This window comes from Clostridium sp. DSM 8431, assembly GCF_900116755.1.
GTDB lineage: Bacteria > Bacillota > Clostridia > Clostridiales > Clostridiaceae > Clostridium.
This window is the reverse complement of sequence record NZ_FPBY01000035.1, coordinates 1-24,584: the sequence shown is the minus strand read 5'-3', so window position 1 is coordinate 24,584 and position 24,584 is coordinate 1. Positions and strand designations below refer to the sequence as shown.

The 24,584-nt window shown below is 29.5% G+C and carries 22 protein-coding genes, 2 pseudogenes and 1 other annotated feature; of the genes and pseudogenes, 2 read left to right on the top strand and 22 right to left on the bottom strand.

Annotated elements, in window-relative coordinates; genetic code table 11:
- Nucleotides 1-189: 189 nt before the first annotated feature.
- The 12 genes and pseudogenes from BM384_RS05335 to BM384_RS05280 all read right to left on the bottom strand — a co-directional run bounded on the left by BM384_RS05335 (nucleotide 190) and on the right by BM384_RS05280 (nucleotide 12,401).
- Nucleotides 190-1,035 (bottom strand): DegV family protein, encoded by an 846-nt coding sequence (locus BM384_RS05335; protein ID WP_090011810.1) that lies wholly within the window; start codon nucleotides 1,033-1,035, stop codon nucleotides 190-192.
- Between the two features lie 21 nt (nucleotides 1,036-1,056).
- Nucleotides 1,057-1,518, bottom strand: coding sequence for a tRNA (cytidine(34)-2'-O)-methyltransferase (locus BM384_RS05330; protein WP_090011808.1), 462 nt, complete (start codon nucleotides 1,516-1,518; stop codon nucleotides 1,057-1,059).
- Nucleotides 1,519-1,633: 115 nt separating this feature from the next.
- Nucleotides 1,634-2,926 carry a VanW family protein gene (locus tag BM384_RS05325; protein ID WP_090011806.1) on the bottom strand — a complete coding sequence of 431 codons (1,293 nt, stop codon included), beginning with the start codon at nucleotides 2,924-2,926 and terminating at the stop codon, nucleotides 1,634-1,636.
- Between the two features lie 149 nt (nucleotides 2,927-3,075).
- Nucleotides 3,076-4,018 (bottom strand): annotated as a pseudogene (locus BM384_RS05320) (glycoside hydrolase family 25 protein).
- Nucleotides 4,019-4,082: 64 nt separating this feature from the next.
- Nucleotides 4,083-5,606, bottom strand: coding sequence for a sensor histidine kinase (locus BM384_RS05315; protein ID WP_090011804.1), 1,524 nt, complete (start codon nucleotides 5,604-5,606; stop codon nucleotides 4,083-4,085).
- Nucleotides 5,596-6,315: a response regulator transcription factor gene (locus BM384_RS05310; RefSeq protein ID WP_090011802.1), complete on the bottom strand. Its 720-nt coding sequence runs from the start codon at nucleotides 6,313-6,315 to the stop codon at nucleotides 5,596-5,598. Before BM384_RS05310 ends, BM384_RS05315 begins: the two co-directional genes overlap by 11 nt.
- Nucleotides 6,316-6,496: 181 nt before the next feature.
- Nucleotides 6,497-7,414, bottom strand: coding sequence for a D-alanine--D-alanine ligase (locus BM384_RS05305; RefSeq protein WP_090011800.1), 918 nt, complete (start codon nucleotides 7,412-7,414; stop codon nucleotides 6,497-6,499).
- Nucleotides 7,415-7,531: 117 nt separating this feature from the next.
- Complete coding sequence (gene nth / locus BM384_RS05300; protein WP_090011798.1) at nucleotides 7,532-8,176, bottom strand: endonuclease III; 645 nt, start codon at nucleotides 8,174-8,176, stop codon at nucleotides 7,532-7,534.
- Entirely contained in the window at nucleotides 8,177-8,881 is a 705-nt protein-coding gene (locus BM384_RS05295; protein ID WP_090011796.1) for a lysophospholipid acyltransferase family protein, read from the bottom strand.
- A 351-nt stretch (nucleotides 8,882-9,232) separates the two neighbouring features.
- The gene (gene epsC, locus BM384_RS05290) at nucleotides 9,233-9,820 is read right to left on the bottom strand and encodes a serine O-acetyltransferase EpsC (protein ID WP_090011794.1); all 588 of its coding nucleotides are present in this window, start codon (nucleotides 9,818-9,820) and stop codon (nucleotides 9,233-9,235) included.
- A gap of 36 nt (nucleotides 9,821-9,856) precedes the next feature.
- On the bottom strand, nucleotides 9,857-10,765 hold the full coding sequence (gene cysK, locus BM384_RS05285; RefSeq protein WP_090011792.1) for a cysteine synthase A: 909 nt from the start codon (nucleotides 10,763-10,765) through the stop codon (nucleotides 9,857-9,859).
- Between the two features lie 61 nt (nucleotides 10,766-10,826).
- Nucleotides 10,827-11,056: a binding site (T-box leader), on the bottom strand.
- Between the two features lie 76 nt (nucleotides 11,057-11,132).
- Nucleotides 11,133-12,401: a magnesium transporter gene (locus tag BM384_RS05280; protein WP_090011790.1), complete on the bottom strand. Its 1,269-nt coding sequence runs from the start codon at nucleotides 12,399-12,401 to the stop codon at nucleotides 11,133-11,135.
- A gap of 332 nt (nucleotides 12,402-12,733) precedes the next feature.
- Here BM384_RS05280 and BM384_RS05275 point away from each other — a divergent pair, with 332 nt between their 5' ends.
- Entirely contained in the window at nucleotides 12,734-14,659 is a 1,926-nt protein-coding gene (locus tag BM384_RS05275) for a YgiQ family radical SAM protein (RefSeq protein WP_090011788.1), read from the top strand.
- A gap of 157 nt (nucleotides 14,660-14,816) precedes the next feature.
- On the opposite strand, the gene BM384_RS05270 is transcribed toward BM384_RS05275, so the two are convergent.
- Both BM384_RS05270 and BM384_RS05265 read right to left on the bottom strand, forming a co-directional pair.
- Nucleotides 14,817-15,470, bottom strand: coding sequence for a hypothetical protein (locus BM384_RS05270; protein WP_090011786.1), 654 nt, complete (start codon nucleotides 15,468-15,470; stop codon nucleotides 14,817-14,819).
- 56 nt (nucleotides 15,471-15,526) lie between these two features.
- Entirely contained in the window at nucleotides 15,527-16,405 is an 879-nt protein-coding gene (locus tag BM384_RS05265; RefSeq protein WP_090011785.1) for a YegS/Rv2252/BmrU family lipid kinase, read from the bottom strand.
- A gap of 207 nt (nucleotides 16,406-16,612) precedes the next feature.
- Between BM384_RS05265 and BM384_RS05260 the strand changes: the two genes are divergently transcribed.
- Nucleotides 16,613-17,134 carry a CDP-alcohol phosphatidyltransferase family protein gene (locus tag BM384_RS05260; protein WP_090011784.1) on the top strand — a complete coding sequence of 174 codons (522 nt, stop codon included), beginning with the start codon at nucleotides 16,613-16,615 and terminating at the stop codon, nucleotides 17,132-17,134.
- Nucleotides 17,135-17,184: 50 nt separating this feature from the next.
- Here the strand turns inward: BM384_RS05260 and BM384_RS05255 are convergent, their stop codons facing one another.
- From BM384_RS05255 to BM384_RS05225, 8 genes and pseudogenes are all read right to left on the bottom strand, one after another.
- Nucleotides 17,185-17,547 (bottom strand): hypothetical protein, encoded by a 363-nt coding sequence (locus tag BM384_RS05255; protein ID WP_090011782.1) that lies wholly within the window; start codon nucleotides 17,545-17,547, stop codon nucleotides 17,185-17,187.
- 85 nt (nucleotides 17,548-17,632) lie between these two features.
- Nucleotides 17,633-17,788, bottom strand: coding sequence for a hypothetical protein (locus BM384_RS17575; RefSeq protein ID WP_175537291.1), 156 nt, complete (start codon nucleotides 17,786-17,788; stop codon nucleotides 17,633-17,635).
- A gap of 17 nt (nucleotides 17,789-17,805) precedes the next feature.
- Nucleotides 17,806-18,342 carry a rubrerythrin family protein gene (locus BM384_RS05250; protein ID WP_090011780.1) on the bottom strand — a complete coding sequence of 179 codons (537 nt, stop codon included), beginning with the start codon at nucleotides 18,340-18,342 and terminating at the stop codon, nucleotides 17,806-17,808.
- 46 nt (nucleotides 18,343-18,388) lie between these two features.
- On the bottom strand, nucleotides 18,389-19,774 hold the full coding sequence (locus BM384_RS05245) for a SpoVR family protein (protein ID WP_090011779.1): 1,386 nt from the start codon (nucleotides 19,772-19,774) through the stop codon (nucleotides 18,389-18,391).
- Between the two features lie 2 nt (nucleotides 19,775-19,776).
- Nucleotides 19,777-20,949, bottom strand: a complete 1,173-nt coding sequence (gene yhbH / locus BM384_RS05240; protein WP_090011777.1) for a sporulation protein YhbH — start codon at nucleotides 20,947-20,949, stop codon at nucleotides 19,777-19,779.
- A 7-nt stretch (nucleotides 20,950-20,956) separates the two neighbouring features.
- Nucleotides 20,957-22,879, bottom strand: a complete 1,923-nt coding sequence (locus BM384_RS05235; protein WP_090011775.1) for a PrkA family serine protein kinase — start codon at nucleotides 22,877-22,879, stop codon at nucleotides 20,957-20,959.
- Nucleotides 22,880-23,042: 163 nt separating this feature from the next.
- On the bottom strand, nucleotides 23,043-23,810 hold the full coding sequence (locus tag BM384_RS05230) for a tyrosine-protein phosphatase (RefSeq protein WP_090011812.1): 768 nt from the start codon (nucleotides 23,808-23,810) through the stop codon (nucleotides 23,043-23,045).
- 15 nt (nucleotides 23,811-23,825) lie between these two features.
- Nucleotides 23,826-24,484: pseudogene (locus tag BM384_RS05225) on the bottom strand (CpsD/CapB family tyrosine-protein kinase).
- Nucleotides 24,485-24,584 lie beyond the last annotated feature (100 nt).

Here is a 24,584-nt window from a genome sequence, read left to right as displayed (position 1 = left end):
AACGCACTTGCATTCGAGTTGTCTTCCTATCGGGACGGCGACGCAGGCTTCTTTCAGCCTGCTGGCTCAGCAAACATGCTGGGCGAACAAAAAAGCTGACTTCTGCATATTACAGAAATCAGCTTTTGGCTACGTAACCCTTTTTTAACATCCTCTAAAAAGGTCACAACTTATATAAACTTATATTTATTATTTATTTGAATAGAAAAATAATCCTGTTGCATTATCTCCAGAGTGAATACCAACTGTGCATCCTACTTCTGCATCTATATACTCAATATTATTTTCTTCTAAATATTCTTTTATTATATTGTATACTTCAACGTTATTAACATTTAAAAGAATTACTGGCATACCTTCAAGATGCCCAAGTTCTTCTAAATCTTTTATAATTTTCTTAGCAGCTTTCTTTCCGCCTCTCACCTTATCTTTTACTGACATTAAACCATCTTTAACTTCAAGTATAAGTTTAATTCCAAGAACTCCAGTTACTACACTTACTGTTTTAGGAATTCTTCCTCCTTTTACAAGGTTATCTAATGATTCAAAGCATAATGATGAAGAAATAGTACTTTTCTTACTTTCTAAATCTTCAATTATTTCATTGAAGGATTTTCCTTGATCTCTTAATAATGCAGCTCTATATGCAAGAAGTGCTAATCCTGATGTAACATTTCTTGAGTCCATAACATATATATCATCACTATCAATCATATTTTTAGCAAGACATGCAGATTGATATGTTCCACTCATTCCTGAAGAAAGATTTATACATAAAATCTTGTCATATCCTTCTGATAAATATTTTCTAAAAGCTTCTTCAAATCTTACTGGAGTAACTTGAGATGTATTTGGGAATACACTTGTATCTTCTTCTATTCTCTTAAACATTACGTCTCTAGTTATATCTACTCCATCAAAGTAGCTATCTTCTCCAAAATTAATACGTAGCGGTAAAACTGTTATATCTAGCTTATCGAAAACTTCTTTTGGTAAATCTGCTGAACTATCTGTTATTATTTTTATCTTTTCCATTTTCCTCATTCCCCTCTACTTTTATTTCATATTAGGAAATCCTATTTGTCTTAACGCCTCATAAGCAACTATTGCTACTGTATTTGATAAATTTAAACTTCTAGTACTAGTTTGTAACATTGGTACTCTTATATTCTCTAAATCTTCATGAACACTTTCTGGTACTCCTGCAGATTCTTTACCAAACATTATGAAATCATCTTCATTAAATGAAACTTCATCATAATATTCTCCTCCATGAGTTGTTGATAAAAATATTCTTTTATCTCCATACTTTTTCATGAAATCTTCGTAACTTTCATGAACTTCTAGGTCTAGATACTTCCAATAATCTAATCCTGCTCTTCTTAAATGTTTTTCATCTAATTCAAATCCTAAAGGTTTTATTAAGTGTAATTTAGAATTTGTTAAAACACAAGTTCTTGCTATATTTCCTGTATTTTGTGGTATCTCTGGTTGATACAAAACTATATTTAAATTCAAAACGACATATCCTCCATAAAATCATAAAAATTTATACTTAGAGTATTCCATTCCAATATTATAACCTTTATAATTGTTTTCTTCAATGGAGAAATTTATTCATTAATTTCATTTTTTAATGAGCTGATGGCATATAAGTATCTGTTGCCAAATACTCTCTATTAACTTCCACACCATTTTTATAAGTAACTAAATATGATTTTGCCTTCAAATTTCCCTTTGAATCTACGCCTAAATTTTGTGCTGTAATATCATAAGTAAAACCATTAAGTGCAGATGGATCACCATAAATATTAAAAGTTACGTTTCCTCCTCCATAAATAGCCTCAATATATATTGGAAAATCATAAGTGTTTGCAAATTTATAGTCTAAATATCCCCAAGAAACTGTTGCATCAAGCCCAGGTGCTGCGTAACCTACTGTCATCATATGATTATGTCTTTCAATAGATTTTATATTAGCTCTCATAACTGCTCTATAAAGTGTACTTGATACCTGACATATTCCGCCTGCTTCAACCTTTTCTACTTTTCCATTTATATATCCATTGGCATAAGTATAGTTTCCTCTTCCTTTTTGAGTTATCTCATCATAACTAAAAGTCTCTCCTGGCATTAATATCATTCCATCTATTAAAGAAGATGCAAGTTCAAGATTTTTTCCTCTTTCTCCTACTGTGTAAGTTGTACTATAACTTGACATTTTGCCAGTAATCTTTGCTAGATCATCTGTAGTTATTCTAGGCTCAATTACACTTCCATTGATATTCATTTCAGTATCTTTGCCATTATTATTCTCTATAAAAGAATTCACCTTACTATCAAAATCCTCTTTATCTATTTCATATCCATTTTGAGATGGAATAAGTTTAATTTGTGAATTAGAAATTTCTATATCTGCACTCTTAGCATTAATTTGTACTAAATTACTTACTTCTTCTTTTATACTATCTAGTTTTTCCTTATTATAGTTAAATTCTAATTCTATATTATAAGTATTATTCTTATTATTTTTAATTAATGAGTATTTTTCATAAAAATTTTTATCTTTACCAAATGTCAGAGCCTTGTCCACTGTATTTTCAATCATATACTTTCCATCAATATCGCCATATGTATAGTTATAAGTACTTCCATTAACTACAAAATCAATTTTTTTACTTTGAAGTAAACTTCCATAAGTATTATTAAGTTTTTCTTCTGCTTCTTCTTTTGTCATTCCACTTAAATCTAATTCATTTATCTTAATTCCAGAATAAATTTTATTGTCCCATTTATCAGTCATATTTTTAATTGCTACAGAATATCCTAAAAATCCACATAAAGCTATGGTAGATAATGATGCTATGGCTATATAATTTTTTCTATTTCTATTACCATTGTATCTTTCTATCCTTCTCTTTTGCATGTATAATCTCCCCTTAACTTCTAATCATTATCCAATTTATTATACATTACTTTACAAATAAAACAATATATTTATCAAAAAAAGAACACAGTATAGTAAATCTTAATATTTCATAAATTTCACTACACTGCAGATTCTTAATTTTTTTCTTATAAAACTACTTTAGCCCTCCTCTTTGATACCTCACCATCATAGTCAAAAGCTTCAATTGTTATTGTAATTTTACTACCTTTTTTTCACATTTAATTTACTCTTCTTAATAAAAAACTTAGTAGCATCTTCATCAACTGTTCCAACCCAATAATTATCTATAAAAATATTATATCCAAGCAAATCAATATCAGGTATCCTATTCCAAGTAATTAAAATTCCACTTTTCTCTCTTACAGCCTTTAATCCTGTAACTATAGATGGTTGAGTCAATAACTCTATATTATTAGGTCCCCAGTTTGCATCAACAGGATTTCCAACTCCCTCTACATTTAAATCTTCGCTAAACTGCCATACTCTCCAATTTTTCCACCCACCTTGATCTTCAGGAAATGGAGAATTACCTGCTAATTTTGTATACATAGCAATCCATAAAGGCATAGTTTTTAAAAGATATCCCTTACCCGGAACATAGAAATTATTATAAAGGCTTATAAAAAATGAACCTGTATAAAGCATTAATGTCCTTCTAGTTTTCTTTTCAAATCTCTTTCTAAACCTGTCTACCCAATTTACTAAGGTTTCAGTAGAAATTGAATTATCCACTGGTGTTTCTATGTCTATTACAGGAAAAAGATCTCCATAATCCTTATCTCCAAACCCTTCTTGAAGTATGTTTATAAAATCATCACACTGTCTATCTGCATCAGTAAGATCAGAAGAAGGTACTCCAAAGTGATATGCTCCAACTGGTATTCCATATGCTCTTGCCTGTCTTGCATATTCTAAGAAACTTCTATCAACTCTAAATCTTCCTGTTCCTGAACCTGAAGACCTTAAGTATAAAAAGTCTATTTTTGTTGCTAAAACATTAAATTGAACATTTTGAGTATACTCATTAATATCTATACCAAATAAACTATTAGCATTTTTATTCTGCATAGTTCCCCCAAAATAAAATTTCTTACCCTTACATTGTATTTATATACTAGTTAAAAAGTTACTTCTATTTATCATTATTTTTTATTCTTAACTTCACATTAAAAATAATGTTTTCTCCATAGCACTCTGCATAAATCTTACCTCCATGAAGCTCAACAATATTTTTTGCAATGGCAAGGCCAAGTCCTGAACCTCCAGTGCTAGCATTTCTTGATTCATCAACTCTATAGAATCTATCAAAAAGTTTATCTACCTTTTCTTTTGATATATGCTGTCCTTTATTTTTTATTGCTACACTAACATATCCATCGCTTTCAAAAACAGAGACTTGAATTTCCCCTGGTTTATAAGAATACTTAACTGCATTAGTAAATAAATTCTCAAAAACTCTAAGCATTTTATCTGGATCTAAACTTACATATATATTCTCACGGGTAGTACTATTTGATACTGTTAAATCATTTTCTTCAAAAATAGGCATAAGTTCTTCTATAATTTGAGATAAAAATTCATTAATATTAACATCTATCTTATTTATTTTCATTCCGGCATTATTAAGTTTAGTATATTCAAATAAATCTTCAATTAATACCTTGAGCTTTTCAGCTTTATTAAAAGCAATATTAAGATATTCTTTCTTAGTTTCTTCATCTTCATATCTTTCATCTTTAACAAGGCCTATATAACCCATAATAGATGTAAGAGGTGTTCTTAAATCATGTGAAACAGTTGTAATCAAATCTGCTTTTGTCTTCTCTGCATTTCTTTCCGCTAAAATCTTTTTATTAATTTCCTCTGCCATATAATTTATGTTAGAAGCTATCTTTCTTATTTCATCATTCCCCTCTTCCCTAATATGATATTTTAAATTCCCACCTGCTATATTTTTAAGACCTATAGCTATCTCATCAAGATATTTCATCTTTTTATTAGTTATAGTTATAAATAAAATAATAAATACAGTAAGGGATAATGCTAAAGCTAAAAAAGAATCTTTAGATTCATAAACCTCATACTTAATATTAGCTTCAGGAATATCCTCATATAAAAAGTACATTCTATTTTCATTAATAGTAATTGGATAAATATATTTTACTGCTGCTCCTTCATTTCCTTTATTGTCTATATTAGACATGCCTCCAATAGCACTAAATATATCTATTTTATCTTCTATAACATTAGAAGATTTTCTTAATACATTACCATCTAAATCAGTTACGTAAGCCTTAGCACCAGTTTTATCTATCTCAGAAAAAATCCTACCAAAAACCACATCTTCATTAAAATTAATTTGCTTAGCCTCATCCTGTATCATATTAATGTAATAATTAGAAGTATCCATTATACTATTATAATTATAAGTTATTCTAGGCACCTTATTTTCCCTTGTAAGTGCATTGTTCATAAAACCATAAAAAACAAAAGATATTGCAAAACATATTGATATTACTACCATTAATTCAAACCTTATGCTTTCTTCTATCTTCACCTTTAATAAGTCAATATATTTTCTAATGGAATTAAAATACTTTTTTCTATAAAGCTTTCTTAATTTTCTCTTAAAGAAACTATCCTTTTTACTTATCAATTTTATATCCAACTCCCCATACTGTTTTTATGAATTTAGGCTTTCTAGGGTTTTCTTCTATTTTTTCTCTTATCTTTCTTATATGAACCATTACAGTATTATCTGACTCCATGAATTCTTGATTCCAAACACTTTCGTAAATATTAGCTATAGAAAAAACCTTACCTCTATTTTTGCCTAAAAGCACTAATATATCAAATTCAGTTGGTGTAAGTTTTATTAAAACTCCATTCAACTTTGCCTCATGATTATCTAAGTCCATTTCAAGCTCATCTATAATAACTTTATTTTTATTTACTTCTGCCTCTTCTCTTATAGAAGCTTTAGGATTTAATCTATAAAACCTTCTAAGCTGTGACTTTACTCTTGCAATCAGCTCTAAAGGATTAAAAGGTTTAGTCAAATAATCATCAGCTCCCATATTTAATCCTAAAATTTTATCTATATCTTCAGACTTTGCTGAAAGCATTATTATAGGCATTTCTTTTTCTTCTCTTATTTTTAAACATGTATCTATTCCATTTAGCTTTGGCATCATAACATCTAGAATAACTAGATCAATATCATTATCTTCATTAATTACTCTTAAAGCCTCTTCTCCATCATTACATTTTACAGTTTCATAGCCTTCACTTTTTAAATATATTTCAACTAAATCTCTAATTTCTTTTTCATCATCAACAATTAATATTTTCTCCAAGTATCTCACCCTTATCTTTCTTTTATATAACAATTATAATTTTTACTATACTTATTTTACAAATAATATCTTAATTTAAATCTTTATAACATCTTAATTTTTTATTATTATATGTTTTAGCACAAAAATAAAACCCGATATAACAACTGTTATATCAGGCTATATTTATAATATCAGAATTAATTATAAACTATCTTTTTTGCTTTAATGACTCTTCAATAATTAAATCAATAAGTTTGCTATATTCTATATTCTTACCTGCTGTACTCTTAGGGAATAAACTATTCTTTGTCATTCCTGGTAAAGTGTTAACTTCTAGTACATATGGTTTCTTATCAGGCGTTATTATCATATCTACTCTTGAATAAGCTGCACATTTTAATGCCTTATGAGTACCTAAAGCCATCTTTTCAACTTCTTCTTTTAGTCCTTCTTCTAATTCTATAACAAATTCATCTGACCCACCATCAGCATACTTAGCTGTAAAATCAAAGAATTCATATTCATCACTTGGCTTAATTGCAACTACTGGGAACATTTCCTTACCTAAAATAGGACATGTAATTTCATCACCCTTAATGAATTTTTCTATCATTACTTCTGTATCCCATTTAAAAGCTTCTTTAACGCATTTTTCAATTTCTTTAGCTTCCTTAACTATAAATGTAGCTACACTTGATCCCCCATGAGTTGGTTTAACTACTACTGGATATCCTAAAGCTTCTATTTCATCATAGTTAATTTCATCATCTTCTCTAAGATTTATCCAAGGTGCTGTTCTTATACCTGCAGCCTTTAATAAAGTCTTTGTCATATCCTTGTCCATACATGCTGCACTACTTAATGGACCACATCCTGAATAAGGTACACCTAATGTTTGAAGTACAGATTGAACTGTTCCGTCCTCTCCAAATTGTCCATGAAGTGCTAATAATGCAAAATCAAGATTTTCATCCTTAACCTTATTAATTATATCCATCTTTTCATTAAGAACTATTGACACTACATCATATTTATTTTTATCTATACTTTTAACTATAGCTTCTCCACTTTGAATTGAAATTTCTCTTTCTGAAGAAATTCCTCCCATTATTACTCCAACTTTCATAAAAAATGTACCTCCTAGTTTTTCTCGTTTCTAACTATAATAAATTATATTCTCAAAATAAAAAATGGTTAAGTACCACTTATCTTTAATTTTTATAAGACAGTGGCATTAACCATTTTACTTTTTCTTAATGCTACTAATTTCTTTATAGTACTTACATTCTTTAGTAAGTGGACATATTTCACACTTAGGTTTTCTTGCTATACAAATTCTTCTTCCATGAAAAATTAATAAATGGTGAGCTAAAGACCATTCTTTTTTTGGAATTTCCTTTTGAAGCTGCTTTTCAACTTCTAAAACATTGTCAGAATCAGCAAGTCCAAGTTTATTAGAAACTCTAAAAACATGAGTGTCTACAGCTATTGCCGGAACACCAAAAGCATTTGATAAAACTACATTTGCAGTTTTTCTTCCAGCTCCAGATAGTGACATTATGCCTTCCATAGTTTTTGGAACTTCACCATTAAAGTTTTCTTTTAATTGATGACACATCATAATAATATTTTTGCTTTTATTTCTATATAGTCCTATTTGATGAATTCTATTTTCCAACTCTTCATTTGAAAGCTTTAAGAATGCATCTAAATCTGGATAATCTTTAAATAATGTTGCTGTTATTTCATTTACCTTTGCATCTGTTGTCTGAGCAGACATTATTGTAGCTACTAATAATTGAAAAGGTGTTTTATAATTCAATTCACACCCAGCATCTGGATACAACTCTTTTAAAGTATCCAAAATTTTTCTAGTCTTCTGTTTCATTTACTTATATACTCCTCTATAATTCTCTGGTAAAAGACATGCAATAGACTTCATAATTTCAGTTAAGCATCTATCTTCATAAGCATGCTTTTCCTCATCTTTTTCTCTTTTAGAAATACTCACAGGGTCACCAATTTTTATAGTAACCTTTGAGTGATGCCATGTTTCTTTTCCCATATCATGAGAATCATCTATTGGCAAAAGCTTTTCCGTCCCTGTCATTCCTATAGGAATTATAACTGCCTTTGTTAATCTGGCTAATAATAGTATACCCTTTTTTCCCTCAATCATTGCACCAGTTCTACTTCTTGTCCCCTCTGGAAATATCATAATGTTTTCCCCATTTTTCAAAGCCTTAACCATTGTAGTTATAGCTTCTTTATCTGCAGAATTTGGCTTCACCTTAATGTTTTTTACTATTTCAGTCCCTATCTTTGTTATAGGGTCATCTGATAATTTAGCACCTGCAATAAAGTAAGGATCAAAATCATCCTTTAAAACTTTACTTAAAACAAGTCCATCTGAATTACTCAAATGATTACATATAAAAATCTTAGGTTCTTTTATATTTTTAATTTTCTCATACCCTTCTATATTTAAGTCTGCATATTTTTTTATATATCCATACATAACTTTTTTTCCAAAAAAAACAACCATGGATTCTGGCATTAGTTTAAACATTTTTACAGCTATTGGAGATAACATTTTTTTACCTGCTTTTTTAGTATTTTTAAACTATATTAATTATATGTCACTTTTTTTAAAAAGTCTATGTAATAGAAAGGTATTTATCTTTACATCTATTCTTTCCTTAGCAAAAACAAAGTGACTGATATCAAGCTTTTTAGCTGAAGCATCAACTTTATCTAAGTCTTAGAAATATTCAAAATGCAATCCAATTATATTATTTTTCTGTTCTTTTTCGACATCACAAATCACAAAAGCCTGCAATAATCAGTGATTCCTATTAAAGAAATATTATACTTCTAATATACGTTAAAAAGCACTAATTAAGTTTACTCTAAATACTTACTTAATTAGTGCTATAAACATCTATTAAATTATCATATCATTATATATCTTTTCTTTTCTACCTCTAAACATCTCTATTTCTATCACAGTGGCATTAGCTTTTCTAATGATATTCTTAGCTGGAATTCCTACTGCAGTTGCTCCATCTGGAACATCTTTAACAACAACAGCATTACCTCCAACTTTTGCATTATTTCCTATAAATATAGGTCCTAGTACTTTAGCACCTGTTCCTATAACTACATTATTACCTATGGTTGGATGTCTCTTACCCTTATCTTTTCCTGTACCTCCAAGAGTCACACCATGATAAAGAGTAACATCATCACCAATTTCAGCTGTTTCTCCTATTACTACACCCATTCCATGATCAATAAATAACCCTTTACCTATGGTTGCACCAGGATGAATCTCTATTCCTGTAAAAAACCTTGCTGTCTGTGAAATCAACCTAGCCCCAAAAAATAGTTTATGCTTATAAAAGAAGTGTGAAATTCTATATGCAATCAAAGCATGAATGGATGGATATAATAGAAATACTTCTAATTTAGTTCTTGCAGCTGGATCATTTTCTAAAATCCTATTTAAATCGTATCTTAAATTTTTAAACAAAATCTACAACTCCTTTTATAATATTATATCAATTTATTAGTCATAAATTCCCATAGATATATATTTTTCTCCTCCATCTGGAGCTACTGCAACTACCTTACTTCCTTTACCTGCTCTTCTTGCTATCTCCATAGCAGCAAATATTGCAGCTCCTGAAGATATTCCAACTAAAACCCCTTCTTTTTCTGCAAATTCTTTAGCTGTTCTAATTGCGTCTTCATCTTTTACTTGGAATACCTCATCTACATATTCAGCTTTATATACTCCTGGTATAAATCCTGCTCCAATACCTTGAATCTTGTGAGCTCCTGGTTTTCCACCACTAAGAACTGGTGATGAAGCTGGTTCTACCGCTACTGCCTTAACCTTATCTGATTTTTCTTTTAGTTTTTTAGCAACACCTGTTATAGTTCCACCTGAACCAACACCAGCTACTACATAGTCAACATCACTTAAATCATTGTAAATTTCCTCTGCTGTAGTTTCATAGTGCTTTAATGAATTTGCTATATTTTCAAATTGTTGAGGTATTAAATATCCTGGCTTTTCAGAATATTCAACAGCCTTTTCTATAGCACCCTTCATTCCCTTACTTCCTTCAGTTAAAATAAGTTCTGCTCCGTAAGCCTTAATTAAATCTCTTCTTTCCTTACTCATTGTTTCAGGCATAATAATTATAACTTTATATCCTTTTAATCTTCCAACAAGTGCTAAACCTATTCCTGTATTACCGCTTGTTGGTTCTACTATAGTCATTCCTGGTTTTAATATTCCATCTTTTTCTGCTTTTTCAAGCATTCCTAATGCCGCTCTATCTTTTACACTTCCACCTGGATTAAACTTTTCAAGTTTTACATATAATTCTCCAGCATTTTCTTCGTTAAAACTATTAACTTTTAATAATGGTGTATTTCCTATAAGTTCAAGTACATTTTCATATATCATATTTATCTCTCCTTGTCTATCTAAAAATTCTTATATAAAAAAAACCTCATCTCTATTAATACATAGAGACGAAGTGTATTTCGCGGTTCCACTCTAATTGAACAAAAGTTCCACTCATTTTAGTACCTAATTAGTACCTCACTGCTATAACGGGCAGTCCCGAAAAGTCATACTTAAGTTCAAACTTCAACTCCAAAGGGCACTTCACATAAATCACGCTTGAAAATTCACACCAAACATTTTCTCTCTGAAAAGGTCAAATATGCTACTTTCCTTCTTCATCGTCTTTAAATCCGAGTAATTTAATATCCTTTATAATTTTATTATATTCTTTATTTCTTATTTGTCAACTACATTTAGTAAGTTTTTAGTTATTATTTACTTTTTTGTTCTTTTTCTTCCATAATGGATATAGAGCTTCATCTATGATATCATGTATATGAATTATACCTACAAGCTTGTTATTTTCATCAACTACAGCTGTTGATAGTAAATCATATTTTGCTGCTTGTTCAATGGCTTCTTCTATAGGAGCATCATGTCTTACCGTTACTATATTATCTTCCATGATATCCTTTAACATAACATTTCCATCAGATAAAATTAAATCTCCTAAAACCACTAAACCTTCAATTTTCTCTTCTTCATCAGTAACATATATATAATACATTACATCCTCATCTGGTTTCATTTCCTTTAATATATCTGTTGTTTCTTGTACTGTAACATTTAGTCCAAAAGATATAAAATCCTTTGACATCATACTCCCTACAGTTTCATCTTCATATTTTAAAAGTTCTTTAATTTCTTCTGCATCATCTTTCTCTAAGTTAAAAAGAACTTTTTCTCTTTCTTCTCCATCAAGTTCTTCTAACAAATCGGCAATTTCATCATTGTCCATATTTTCAAGAAGTTCTGCTGTTTTTGTTTCAGATAGATCCTTTATGATACTTCCTCTATACTCATCTTCAATTTCTTCAAAAGTATCAGCTGCTAAATCTTCATCAAGAGCTTCAAAAACTTGTTTTCTTGAGCTTTCATCTAGATCTTCTAATATATCTGCTAAGTCTGCGGGGTGAAGAGTTGATAATTTCTTATATGGTACTGAAAGCTGAAGATTATTATTTACCATTTCTACTGATTCTACATCATCCCACATTAGTACTTTATCTTCATAATCTTTATTTAAAATCTTATAAATAAATTTACCAACCTTAGGAATACCCCTTCTTCTAAATCTTGCAGCTGGACCTGTTTCAACAGCAACCACCCTATATTCTCCTGCGATTTCTGCAATTCTTAAATCATTAACCCTTACAACTTTTTTTCCATTAATATCTACTATCTTTCTGTCTAATAAGTTTTCAGATAAAAGATATGAATAGGTTCTAGGAAGAATCTCTCTACTTCCTATTGTCTTAATAACGACTTTTCCATTACTATCATAGAAATTAATATTTTTAAACTCATAATGAAAAGTAGAACCATCTCTTTTAACTTTATATCCTATTACTCTTGGGTAGCCTTCCTCTGTTGTAACATATATATCTTTAAGTTCTCCAATTACATCATTAAATTCATCATAAATCTTATTTCCTAGAATTTGAGTGTATAAAATTACGAGTAATCTTTTCATTTTTGCCTTCCTCCTATTTCCTCCGAGGAAATGCATCATTGTTTATAATAATAATGTATGGTTTCCTCTTAGAATTGTTCTATTCGGTTTTGGTTTTATCTGATTATGAGGTCCATCCTCCATTATTTACACCACCTTATTTTTTTGAATTTAAGTCATAAAATTAGCAGACATCAAGTCTGCCTAAGCATTTTTATCTAATATTATTATATTACATCTAGTTAAAAAGGCAATAATTATTATAACTACCTACTTATTATAGTATATTTGAACTACAATATTTTATATGCTATGATTAAAAAAAATTTCAATAAATGAATGGGAGCATGTATATGAAATTAGCAAAAGATTTTTTACCTATCTGCATAGAAGACATGAGAAAACGCAACATAGACGTTCTAGATTTTATAATGGTTACTGGAGATGCTTATGTTGATCATCCTTCTTTTGGTACAGCTATAATAGCAAGAACATTAGAATCTCAAGGTTTTACTGTAGGAATTATTGCACAGCCTAACTGGCATGATACTAAAGACTTTATGAAACTTGGTGCACCAAAGTATGGCTTTTTAGTTAACTCAGGAAATATAGATTCCATGGTTAACCACTATACTTCAGCAAAAAGAAGAAGACATGATGATCTTTATTCACCAGGAGGAAAATCTGGATACAGACCAGATAGAGCTGTTATTGTGTATTGCAACAGAATAAGAGAAGCTTATAAAGATATTCCAATATTAATTGGCGGTATTGAGGCAAGCCTTAGAAGATTTGCACATTATGATTATTGGAGTAATAAAGTTAGAAGAAGTATTCTTCTTGATTCAAAAGCGGACCTTTTAATGTATGGTATGGGTGAAAAAACAGTCATCCAAATTGCTGAACTTTTTAGATATGGTGGCAAAATTGAAAATATGAACTCAATTAAAGGTACCTGTTATGTAACTAAAGATATTAGTAAATTAGATAATTACATAGAATGTCCTTCTTATGAGGAATGTGTAGAAAGTAAGACTTCTTATAATGAAGCTTATAAGATTCAATTCTATGAACAAGATAACATAATTGGCAAAGGCATTATTCAAAAACACGGTGATAGATACTTAGTCCAAAATCCTCCTCAAGATTCTATGAGTAATGAAGAAATGGACTTAACATATGATTTACCATTTATGAGAACTTATCATCCTATTTATGAGGAAGCAGGCGGAATCCCTGCTATTAGAGAAGTAAAATATTCTATAACTAGTCATAGAGGCTGTTATGGTTCATGTGCCTTCTGTGCTCTTACTTTCCATCAAGGAAGAGTTATTCAAACAAGAAGTTCTGATTCCATTGTAAAAGAAGCTGAACTTTTAACTAAACTTCCTGATTTTAAAGGATATATTCATGATGTAGGAGGCCCTACAGCAAACTTTAGACATAGAGCATGCAAAAAGCAAATTGAACATGGAACTTGTAAGAATAAACAATGTATATTCCCAAAGCCTTGTAAAAATCTTATTATTGACCATACTGAATATCTTTCAGTTTTAAAAAGAGTAAGATCTATAAAAGGTGTCAAAAAAGTATTCGTCCGTTCTGGTATAAGATATGATTACCTTATCCATGATAAAAATGAAACTTTCTTTAAAGAATTATGTAAGCATCATATAAGTGGACAGTTAAAAGTTGCTCCTGAGCATGTTAGCCCTAAGGTTTTAGCTCAAATGGGGAAACCAACAAGAGAAGTATACGATAAATTTGTAAATAAATATTTTGAAATAAATAAAAAATTAAATAAGAAACAATTCTTAGTTCCTTATTTAATGTCTTCACACCCTGGTTCAGATTTAAATGCTGCTATAGACCTTGCACTATATGTTAAGAAAATGGGATACACTCCAGAGCAGGTTCAAGATTTTTATCCTACACCAGGAAGTTTAGCAACAACTATTTACTATACAGGGGTTAACCCCTTAACTGGTGAGAAGGTTTATACACCAAAAACTCAGGAAGAAAAAGATATGCAAAGAGCATTAATTCAATACTCTGTTCCTAAGAACTATGAAAAAGTAAAAAAAGCTTTAATTCAAGCTGGAAGACAAGACTTAATTGGAACAGGTAAAGATTGTTTAATACTTCCATATAAGCCAAAGAATACTGAAAGTAAGAAGTTCCACAAACATATAAGTAAACATAACTCTGAATCACCAAAATCAAAGAATAAGGTTTCATTCAATAAAAATAAGAATAAAGCTAAGTCTAGAAAACACTGATTTTTGGAATTTAGAATTTAAAATGCCAAATTTAAAATGAAGGAGGATATTCATAAGGAGGAAATTCATACAGAATTTCTTAAAATATATTTTTTCCAAACTAGGATCTGCCTAGTTTTTTCCTTCATTCTAAATTTTAAATTTTCAATTTTTAATTCTAACCAATCCCTTTCTGCTTAAAAGTATTTACTGCCAAATTAATTAAAATAATAAAAACTGCATCTCCAAAGATAGGATAAGGAAATAGCTTCATTCCTCCTATATAAAGGATACTTTCAGCAATAACCGTAAATAACGCAATTATTAAATATGTCATTCCCCATCTATTATTATTAGGTTTGTCAAAAAAATAAAAACAGAAGCATAAAAGTATTCCTAAAATAATAAGTGATATTAAATACACATAAACCTCATTATATATATTTATTATATAACCATATTTAGGGCTTAATACTATCCTACCTCTTACAAAAAACATCTCTACTACATATCCTAAAAATAATGCTGATGCTATTATATAATTTATATTAAAACTCAGCTTATCCCATCTTAAAAATACGTATGATAATGCCAGGACTATTAAAGGAATAGCAAGATGATTTAAAAATAATAAAGGTATGCACTTATGTGCAATATTACTTCTTTTCACAATACATAACAAGAATAACCCAATATATCTAAAAATAAAAAGAACACTTACAATAGTCATGTATATTCTAATTTTTTTTGGTGCAGATTTATTAATTTTTCTTATTAATATAGATAATAAAAAAATAATAAGCAGCAAGAAAATATAATAGGCTAAATTCATACAGAAAGCCTCCATAACTATATTTCTCAAGTTACTTATTATTATTATTACTTATACTATTTTATTCCTAAAACTTTTATTCCGTCTTTTATACATTGAATATGTAATGGAAAATCTGGTCCCCTTTCACCATCAATATCTGTTACTATATCTTCAGTAGATTCAATAAGTACATCATCAGTTTTAAAATAAAGTACCTTATCTGAATCTAAATGTTCACCTTTTAGTATGCTTATCAATAAAGGTAAAATCTCTCTTATCGCAACTGCTTTAATCATTATTACATCAAGCATTCCATCAGCTACATCAGCTCTATTAGCTAACTTAAAGCTTCCGGCAGTCTGTCCATTAAATACCAATACAAGATACATCTCACCATCATAAATCATATCTTTAGAAGTAAGTTTTACTTTAAGCTTTCTGAAGTTTGGTATTTCTTCTATTCCCTTTAAGTAATATGCAAGTTTTCCTATAGTATTTTTTAAGTTAACATCTGTCTTTTGAGATACATCTGTAAAAAGACCTGAACTTGCAACATTAACAAAATATTTTTCATTTATCTTACCAATATCAACCCCCTTTGCTTCTGTTGATAAAATCAGCTCTAAGCATTCCGAAACATCTTGAGACATTCCTAAAAAAGTAGCAAAATCATTTGCTGTACCTAAAGGTAATACTGCTATTGGAAGATCTAAATTTCTAACTTTCATAGCATTTACAACTGAATCAACAGTTCCATCTCCACCTGCTATTAATACATATTTGTAAGTTTCATCTACTATATCAAGAGCTTCTGAAACATCTTTATCTCTATCAATTCTGTAAGGTACAATTTGATATCCTTTATCTTGGTGTAACTTTATCACCTTGTCTAATTCATGTAAAATTACATTTTCACCTGAATAAGGGTTATATATAAATCTAACATTTTTCATAAAATACCTCCACATTATTATTTACTAAACTACATGGATTATATCATCAATTCCAAATACTGTCGAGAATATCGAGAATATTACTTACATTAATAATACCTATTCTTACATTAAGATTACCTTAAACATATATATTCCTCTTATATTATAATAAATTCTATGATATAATTACTTTTTGAAATGATGTTTTAATTTAGGAGTGATTATATGAGAAAAAGCTGTATTCCTAATATCTTTACCTTTATAAATTTATCTTGTGGAGTTTTATCACTATTATCCACTAACAGAGGTAATTATATTTTTGCAGGTATATTTATACTTATAGCTGGTCTAGTTGATAGATATGACGGAAGGATTGCAAGATTTTTACAAGTGTCAAGTGAATTAGGTAAGGAATTAGATTCTTTAGCCGATTTAGTATCTTTCGGTGTAGCACCTTCACTTTTAATATACTTATTATTTGATTTTGAAAATTTAGGACCTTTTGGTCTAATTGGAGCTATACTATTAATCACACTACCTATATGTGGAGCATTTAGACTTGCTAGATACAACACTTCAACTTTTGATGGTGTATTTACAGGCGTTCCTATAACAATAGTAGGATGTTTTCTAGCACTATTTGCACTATTAGCTATTTGGGTTAATATCCCATCTATTATTGCTGTAATTTTAGTTATAGTTGGTTCTTATTTAGAGGTAAGTAAATTACATTTGAAAAAAATATAAATTTTTAACCGATTTTTATAAAATCGGTTTTTTGTTTTTTATATATAAATTTATTTATTCTTATTATCTTCATTAGGAGATTCTTTATTCTCAAATGTAAGTTCATCATTTAATTCTGTCCTTATAACATTCTTTTCTATTTTTTCATTTATAACCTCATTCTTAATGCAAAGATATCTAATATAAGAAGGTTCACACTTCTTAATGACTTTTAATATATCATCTATTACATCCCCCAAAGCATCTAACCTCTCTAAGGCATGCTTTACCTCACTTTTTTTAGCTGGTGCTATTGTATTTAGTTCTGATGTACTACTTACTAATAATCTATACATCTCAATGTAATTTCTTAACATAGAAGTTAGACTATTTATCTCTTCATAATGCCTTTGTATTACTTTTTCATATCCCACAATAATTCCTCTAACACAAATTAATAAATTAAAGGGCCTGCTCAAAAATATTTTACTTTTTTGAGAAAGCCCTATAAAAGAAGTTTTATTCTTCTATACTTTCAGTTATATATTCTTCATCAGCTTCTTTAAATGGGTCCTCTTCTTCAAAACCTCTGCTTATATTTTTACAAGAAGTTAAATCAAAGGTAATATCCTTTTTAACCTCTACAATATACTCATCTGGAATTCTATAAAACATTTTCCTTCCCCCACTTATTATTTTATGGCACAGTATTCTTTAAAATATCCTTTTGGATAATTACATAACGGACAGTTTTTTGGAGCAGAATTTCCTTCATAAATGTATCCACAATTCATGCACTGCCATAACTTAGTTTCTTTGCTATCTAATAGCTCATCTTTTTTCATTTTTTCAGCAAGTTTACTAAATCTCTTACTATGATTTTCTTCAACTTCTTGAAGTTCTTTATAAAAATCAGCTATTTCTATAAAACCTTCTTCTCGTGCAATATTTTCAAATTCTTTATAGGTCTTCTTACTTTCTTCCGCTTCCCCCTTAGCTGCTTCCATTAAATTTTCTTCTGTACATCCCATCTTCTTTAAGAATCTATTATAAACAATTCTTGCATGAGCCTTTTCATTATCCGCTGTAACATCAAATATTTGTGATATCCATCCTAAACCTTCGTATTTAGCTCTTTCAGAATACAATGAGTATTTAGTTCTTGCTCTGCACTCTCCTGCAAAAGTTTTATATAAACATTTTTCTGTCTTACTTCCTTTTAAGTTCATTTAATTTCTCCTAAGTATTTTTCCTATACCTAGTATATTCTCTGTCTTACTTTTTGCTACCATCCTCAACTAAAACTTTACCTGTATAATCACACTTTAAGATAAACTCTTTTCCATCTCTAGTCTTACTTCTAAGTTTTACATTATGCCCCCATAAAGTCTGAATATACTTTAATGTTTGTTTTGCATAAGACATTTCAAGTTCTCTTCCATCAAATACATGCTCTAAAGTCAAAGTACTATCATTTTTATCTAAATCAATAACTCTTATATATGGAATTGAGCCAAGCCCCATACTAAAAGAAAGATCATCTCTTATCTTCTTCCATCCATCCTCATCTGAAACTTCTTCAATTACATAATCAAAGCTTCTCTTTGCATATTCAAAAAGATTTAATTCTTCGCATAAGTCCTTTGTTAAATATCTTCTAATGAAAGATGAATCCCTATCAATTTCTCTAACTTCAAAAATCTTTTCTTTTCCATATCTCTTATATAAGTCTTGGAATACCTTAAAACCTATATAATAAGGATTTAATCCTCCAATTATAGGAGCTACAACATCATTATGCCTCTTCAAAAATTCAAGATGAAGCCCTTCTGGAAGATTAAGCTCATTTAAAATTGTATAATGACAGAAACATGCCCATCCTTCATTCATTGTCTTAGTTTCAATTTGAGGAAGAAAATACTCTGTCTCTCTTTTTACAATTCTTAATATATTCTTTTCCCATTCCTCTAGCTGTCCATAATTAATAATAAACTGAACAACATCATCATAAGGCTCTAATGGAATTTTATCTAAGTTTGGAATTTCTATATTTTCATTAGAATCAAGTATATTTCTATTCTCAATTCTTCTCTTATACTCCTCTAATATATCATCCCTTATTTCAGAATCAGTTTTTTCTTTCCTGCCAATTACTCTTCCTATATTAAATCTTATAGCATGAGCTGCATCAATAATTCTTTCTACCTTTTCATAGCCTATTCCAGGAGTATTTATATAACTTCTTATTGTATCTGCATCTAACTTAAATAACTCTAAAGAATAACTAGCATTTGTTCCCTCTTTAAATAATCTATTATTTTTAAAGAAGTCATTATGTCCATATACATGTGCCATAGTTAAAATCTGCAAAAGCAATGTATTTTCCCTCATAAGATAAGCAAGACATGGATCTGAATTAATTACCATCTCATAAGGTAAACCTGTTAAATTAAATGAATATAATGTTCTATTTTTATCATAAGACTTTCCAAAGCTCCAGTGTGGATACCTAGAAGGCATACCTACGTATGCCTCATATCCAAGCATTTCATCAAATCCAACAATTTCAAATTCCTGAGGGTAAAAGTTTAATCCTAATTCATATGCTTTTTCTTCAATTTTTTCATTCCACATTTCCAAATCTTTAAGATTATAATCCACCTTTAGTCCTCCTTTAACTCACTGCTAAGCATAACTTTAAGTGCATCCCACAAGTCTCTTTTTTCCTTAATAATAACAGGCACAAAATTCTTTTCATTTATTTCTTTTTGAAACCTATAATACATAGTAGTTGAATAAGTTGATGGTAAAAGTTCTGCATATCCAAACATATTGCTTACTTTACTTAAATTTTTAACAGCCTCCATTGCCTTTTCATTATCTTCAGTCCAGTTATCCCCATCAGACGCATAAACGGGATAAATATTCCACATAGTCGGTGGATAATTTTGTTCTATAACCTCAAGTGCTAAATCTAATCCACTTGAAATATAAGTTCCTCCTGATTCAGCTTTATGAAAAAACTCATATTCATTAACTCTCTTTGCTACTGTTGTATGTGAAATAAATTCAAAGGCAATATTATTATATTTTTTCTTTAAAAATCTAGATAAAACAAAGAAGAAGGACCTAGCTAAAAACTTCTTAGAGCTATCCATAGAACCTGAAACATCCATAATAAAAATCATTAGGGCATTGCTTTCACGCTTTGGTTTAGTTTTAACTCTATAATATCTTAAGTCATCTTCTTTAAAAGGAAATCTTTCAATATCTTCATCTACTCCTGCTTCCTTTAAAGCTCTCTTCTTTCCTTGCTTTCTTGCAATCTTACACATAACAGTTTTCTTTTTTGCAAGTCTAGGATTTATACCATGCTTTTGATATCCCTGCTTTTTACCACAAGACTCAGTAACTATTTCTGAATACTTTTTAGTATCAAGATTAGGAAGATTTAAATCCTCTGTTATATAATCCAAAAGTTCTTCTAATGTTATTTCAGTTTCATAAATATCTTCACCTTCATTATTGCCAGCACCTTTACCTCCAGTTCCTCCTTGAGGACTTCCAGAACCTATTTTATCTCCTCGTTTTTCATTTCCTGTTCCTGTAGCTACCCCTTTAGAATTTTTTCCGTAAACAAACTGATATTCTTTAATTCCTCTAATAGGAATTTTAAACTTTTTATTTTTTCCCTCACCTATAATGCTTTCTTCTGATAAAATATCACCAAGGTTTTCTTTTATAGATTTATCAACTAACTGCCTATGTCTTCTTCTATCTTCTATTGATCTATCATGATCTACGGGAGTTTTACTATTATCCCTAAAGATGGCCATATTTTAATTAATCCTTCCACAAATTATTAGCTGCATACTTAAGTACTACATCACAGCAATGCATGCAGTAACCCTGCTTTTTCATTTCATCTACCATAGCATTATATTTTTCAGTTTGTTCTTTATCTCTTACTCTTGACTTAGTTACGATTCTTGAAAGATCCTTAACAGATGCTAATAACTTCTTTTCTATAGCTTCCTTTAATGGCTCATAAGATGTATAATCCATCTTTGCTCCATTTCTAACTAAATAGAACATATATGAAGTAACATCAGATCTAAATCCCTTACAAGATGCTTCTGATACTCCAATCTGCTCTTCTATACTCTTCATGAATTCTTCATCAGGATTAAGTTCTTCACCTGTTGAAACATCCTTTATCTTGCTCTTATTAACAAAAGCTTCAGCATTATCTATATAATTATTGAAAAGACTCTCTGCCTGTTCCTTAAAGGAATGAATAAATGCTCTAGTAATTTCCTTCTCAAGAATCTTATTATATTCTTTTCTAATGGTATCTTGGACAAATCCTAGATACTTCTTCTTATCATCAGCCCCAATATCCATTTCTTTAATTGACTTGATGATACTTTCCATAACACTTAATGGATTAATACAGTCATATTCAGAATTAGATAAGGCATTATCAATAGCTTTAATAATAAATCTTGTTGAAATACCCTTCATACCTTCATATGAACCTGCTTCTTCTCTTAATTCATTAATATCAATTCTCTTAGTTGTACCTCTCTCAACAATTTCTTCTCCATTATAGATTTTAAGCTTAGTCATAGGATCTGCCTTAGCAGATGGATTTAATCTTGAAAGTATTGCAAACATAGCCGCAACTTCAATTGTGTGAGGTGCGATATGAGCTTTAAAATTACTCTTTCTAAGTATCTTATTATATATTTTCATTTCCTCATTAAGCTCTAAGCAATAAGGCACTTCAATCTTAACAATTCTATCTAAAATAGCTTCATTAGTATGATCTGACTTAAACTTATTCCACTCAGCTTCATTTGAATGAGCAACGATTACACCATCAAAATAAATCATTGAACCCTTTCCTGGAGATGGAACCGATTTTTCCTGAGTAGCTGTAATTATAGTATGAAGATATTCAACATCATTCTTAAATACTTCTATAAATTCAACTAGACCTCTATTTCCAACATTAAAAGCACCATTTAACGAAAAGATTCTAGGGTCATCTTCTGCATATAAATCCATTTTAGAAATATCAATAGAACCAGTTAAAATAGATGTATCTTGGTTGTTTGGATCAACTGGAGGAACTACTCCTATACCTTTTCTAGATCTTATAGAAAAAGTAGTTTTAGTGACTGGGAATTTTTCATATCTTCCACCATATTCATGTTTTAATCTATACCTACATTCTGGACATAAATCTCCTTCAATCTGTACTCCAAGCATTTTTTCAAATTCAGGTCTTAAATGCCTTGGAACTAAATGAAGAGGTTCTTCATGCATTGGACATCCCTTTAAAGAATAAATAGGTGGAGCATCTTCTAATGCTTTCTTTAAGCTTTCTACTAAAGAGGATTTACCTGCACCAACTGGTCCAACTAAATATAATACTTGTCTTGATTCTTCACCTTTCATTGCAGCTGAATTAAAGTAATTAACAAGCTTCATTATTACCTTATCAATTCCAAAGAAATCATCTTTGAAGAAGTCATATCTTCTAATAGTATCATTACCATAGATTCTTTTAATTCTTGGATTCTCTTCTCCTTTTAAAACTTCAACACCTTTATCCAAAATAATGTCATACATTCTTTCATGAGCTAATTTTGCTGTACGTGGATCTTGTTTTAAAATTTCTAAATAATCTAAGAAAGTACCTTCAAACTTCTCCTTATTTCTATTCTCTCTATCATTTTCAATAAATTCCTTGAAGTTCATACACACTCCCTCCTTTTAATAAAATATATTCATTAACAGGTTCTATGTATGACTTTTAAATATAAATATACTTAATTATTAACATATATTTTCTTTCTAAATTTATAAAAAAAATAATAAGTGAGGATTCAAATTTGATTCCTCACTTATTTCTATGTATTATTTATTTTCCTAAAATTCTATGCAAAAAAGATTTCTTTACTATCTTTTCCCCTAAAAATTCCACATCTTCATTATTAAGCATAGCCTCTGAGTTTTTAACAAAATGCTTTCTATAAATCTTATTTATTTTAGATGCTTCCTCAATTCCTTCATTTATTCCGGTAACTCTTACTTCATTATCATGAGCATCAGAACCTATGAAATTATATACTCCATGCTTTACTAGTATTTCTGCTGTCTTCTTTACATTTTTTCCAAAGCTTCCACATATGCTTCCTGCATTCATTTGAAGTAATATATCTTCTTCTATAAATCTATTAATCATAGATGGATTGTCCATTATGAATTTATATCTTTCTGGATGTGCTAAGATCAACTTAACCCCCAAAATTTGAAGTTCATATAACAAATCAAATATACTTTCATCAAGATTTTCTCTCATAGGAAGCTCAAAAAGCATATAGTTTGTACCTTCTATAGTTCCTATTAATCCTTCTTTATAGTCACTAAGTATCTCTTCAGAATAATCTTCTTGTCCATAAAGAATACTTATATTAATTCCAGCTTCTTTTGCCTTATGATTTAAACTTTTAACCATTTCTTTTACAGAAGAATATTGTTCTTCTCCGTAGCCTCTACAAAAATGTGGAGTAGCAACTATTTTTTTAGTTCCATCCTTTTCTTCATTCCTTAACATTTCTAAAGACATCTCAATACTCTTAGATCCATCATCTATTCCTGGAAGTATATGAGAATGTATGTCTATCATATTCATTCCCATCTCTTATTTACCTTCATTTCCATAATAGTAATAATACTTTCTTCTAGTATTATCCACCCCATTAAGTACAACTCCAACTATATTAACCCCAACTTTATCTAATAGGCTTTTAGCTTGCACTACTGAATCTTTTTTGTTTTTCCTGCTCTAACAACAAGAACAGTTCCATCTGCTTTAGCTGAAAGAATTTGAGAGTCTGTTACAGCTTGCAGAGGGCTTGAGTCTAAAATTATAATATCATATTGTGATTTTAATGCCTTCACAAGGTTTTCCATTGTTTTTGATCCTAACATTTCTAATGGATTTGGAGGTAGCTTTCCTGAAGTTAGTACATCTAAATTTTTAGAATACTCATGAACTGCTTCATCTACTTTTACCCTACCTATTAATACATCAGAAAGACCTGAAGTATTTGATATTTTAAATTTTTTATGTAATGAAGGTTTTCTTAAATCACAATCTATTATTATAGTCTTTTTATCTGATTGAGCAAATGCAAAAGCTAAATTTCCTGATGTTGTAGACTTTCCTTCTCCTGGTTCAGAACTAGTTACAACAATTGTTCTTATTTCTTTATCAAAAGAAGAATATTGAATATTTGTTCTAAGTGTTTTATAACTTTCTGCTGAAATTGATTTTGGTTTCTTTTCTACTACAAACATATTTAATCTGCTACTCGAAATATGGACAAATATACCCATATTGAGATTCTTCCTTATTCAACGTGTCCTATTTGGTAGTGAATAAATCACATACTACTTT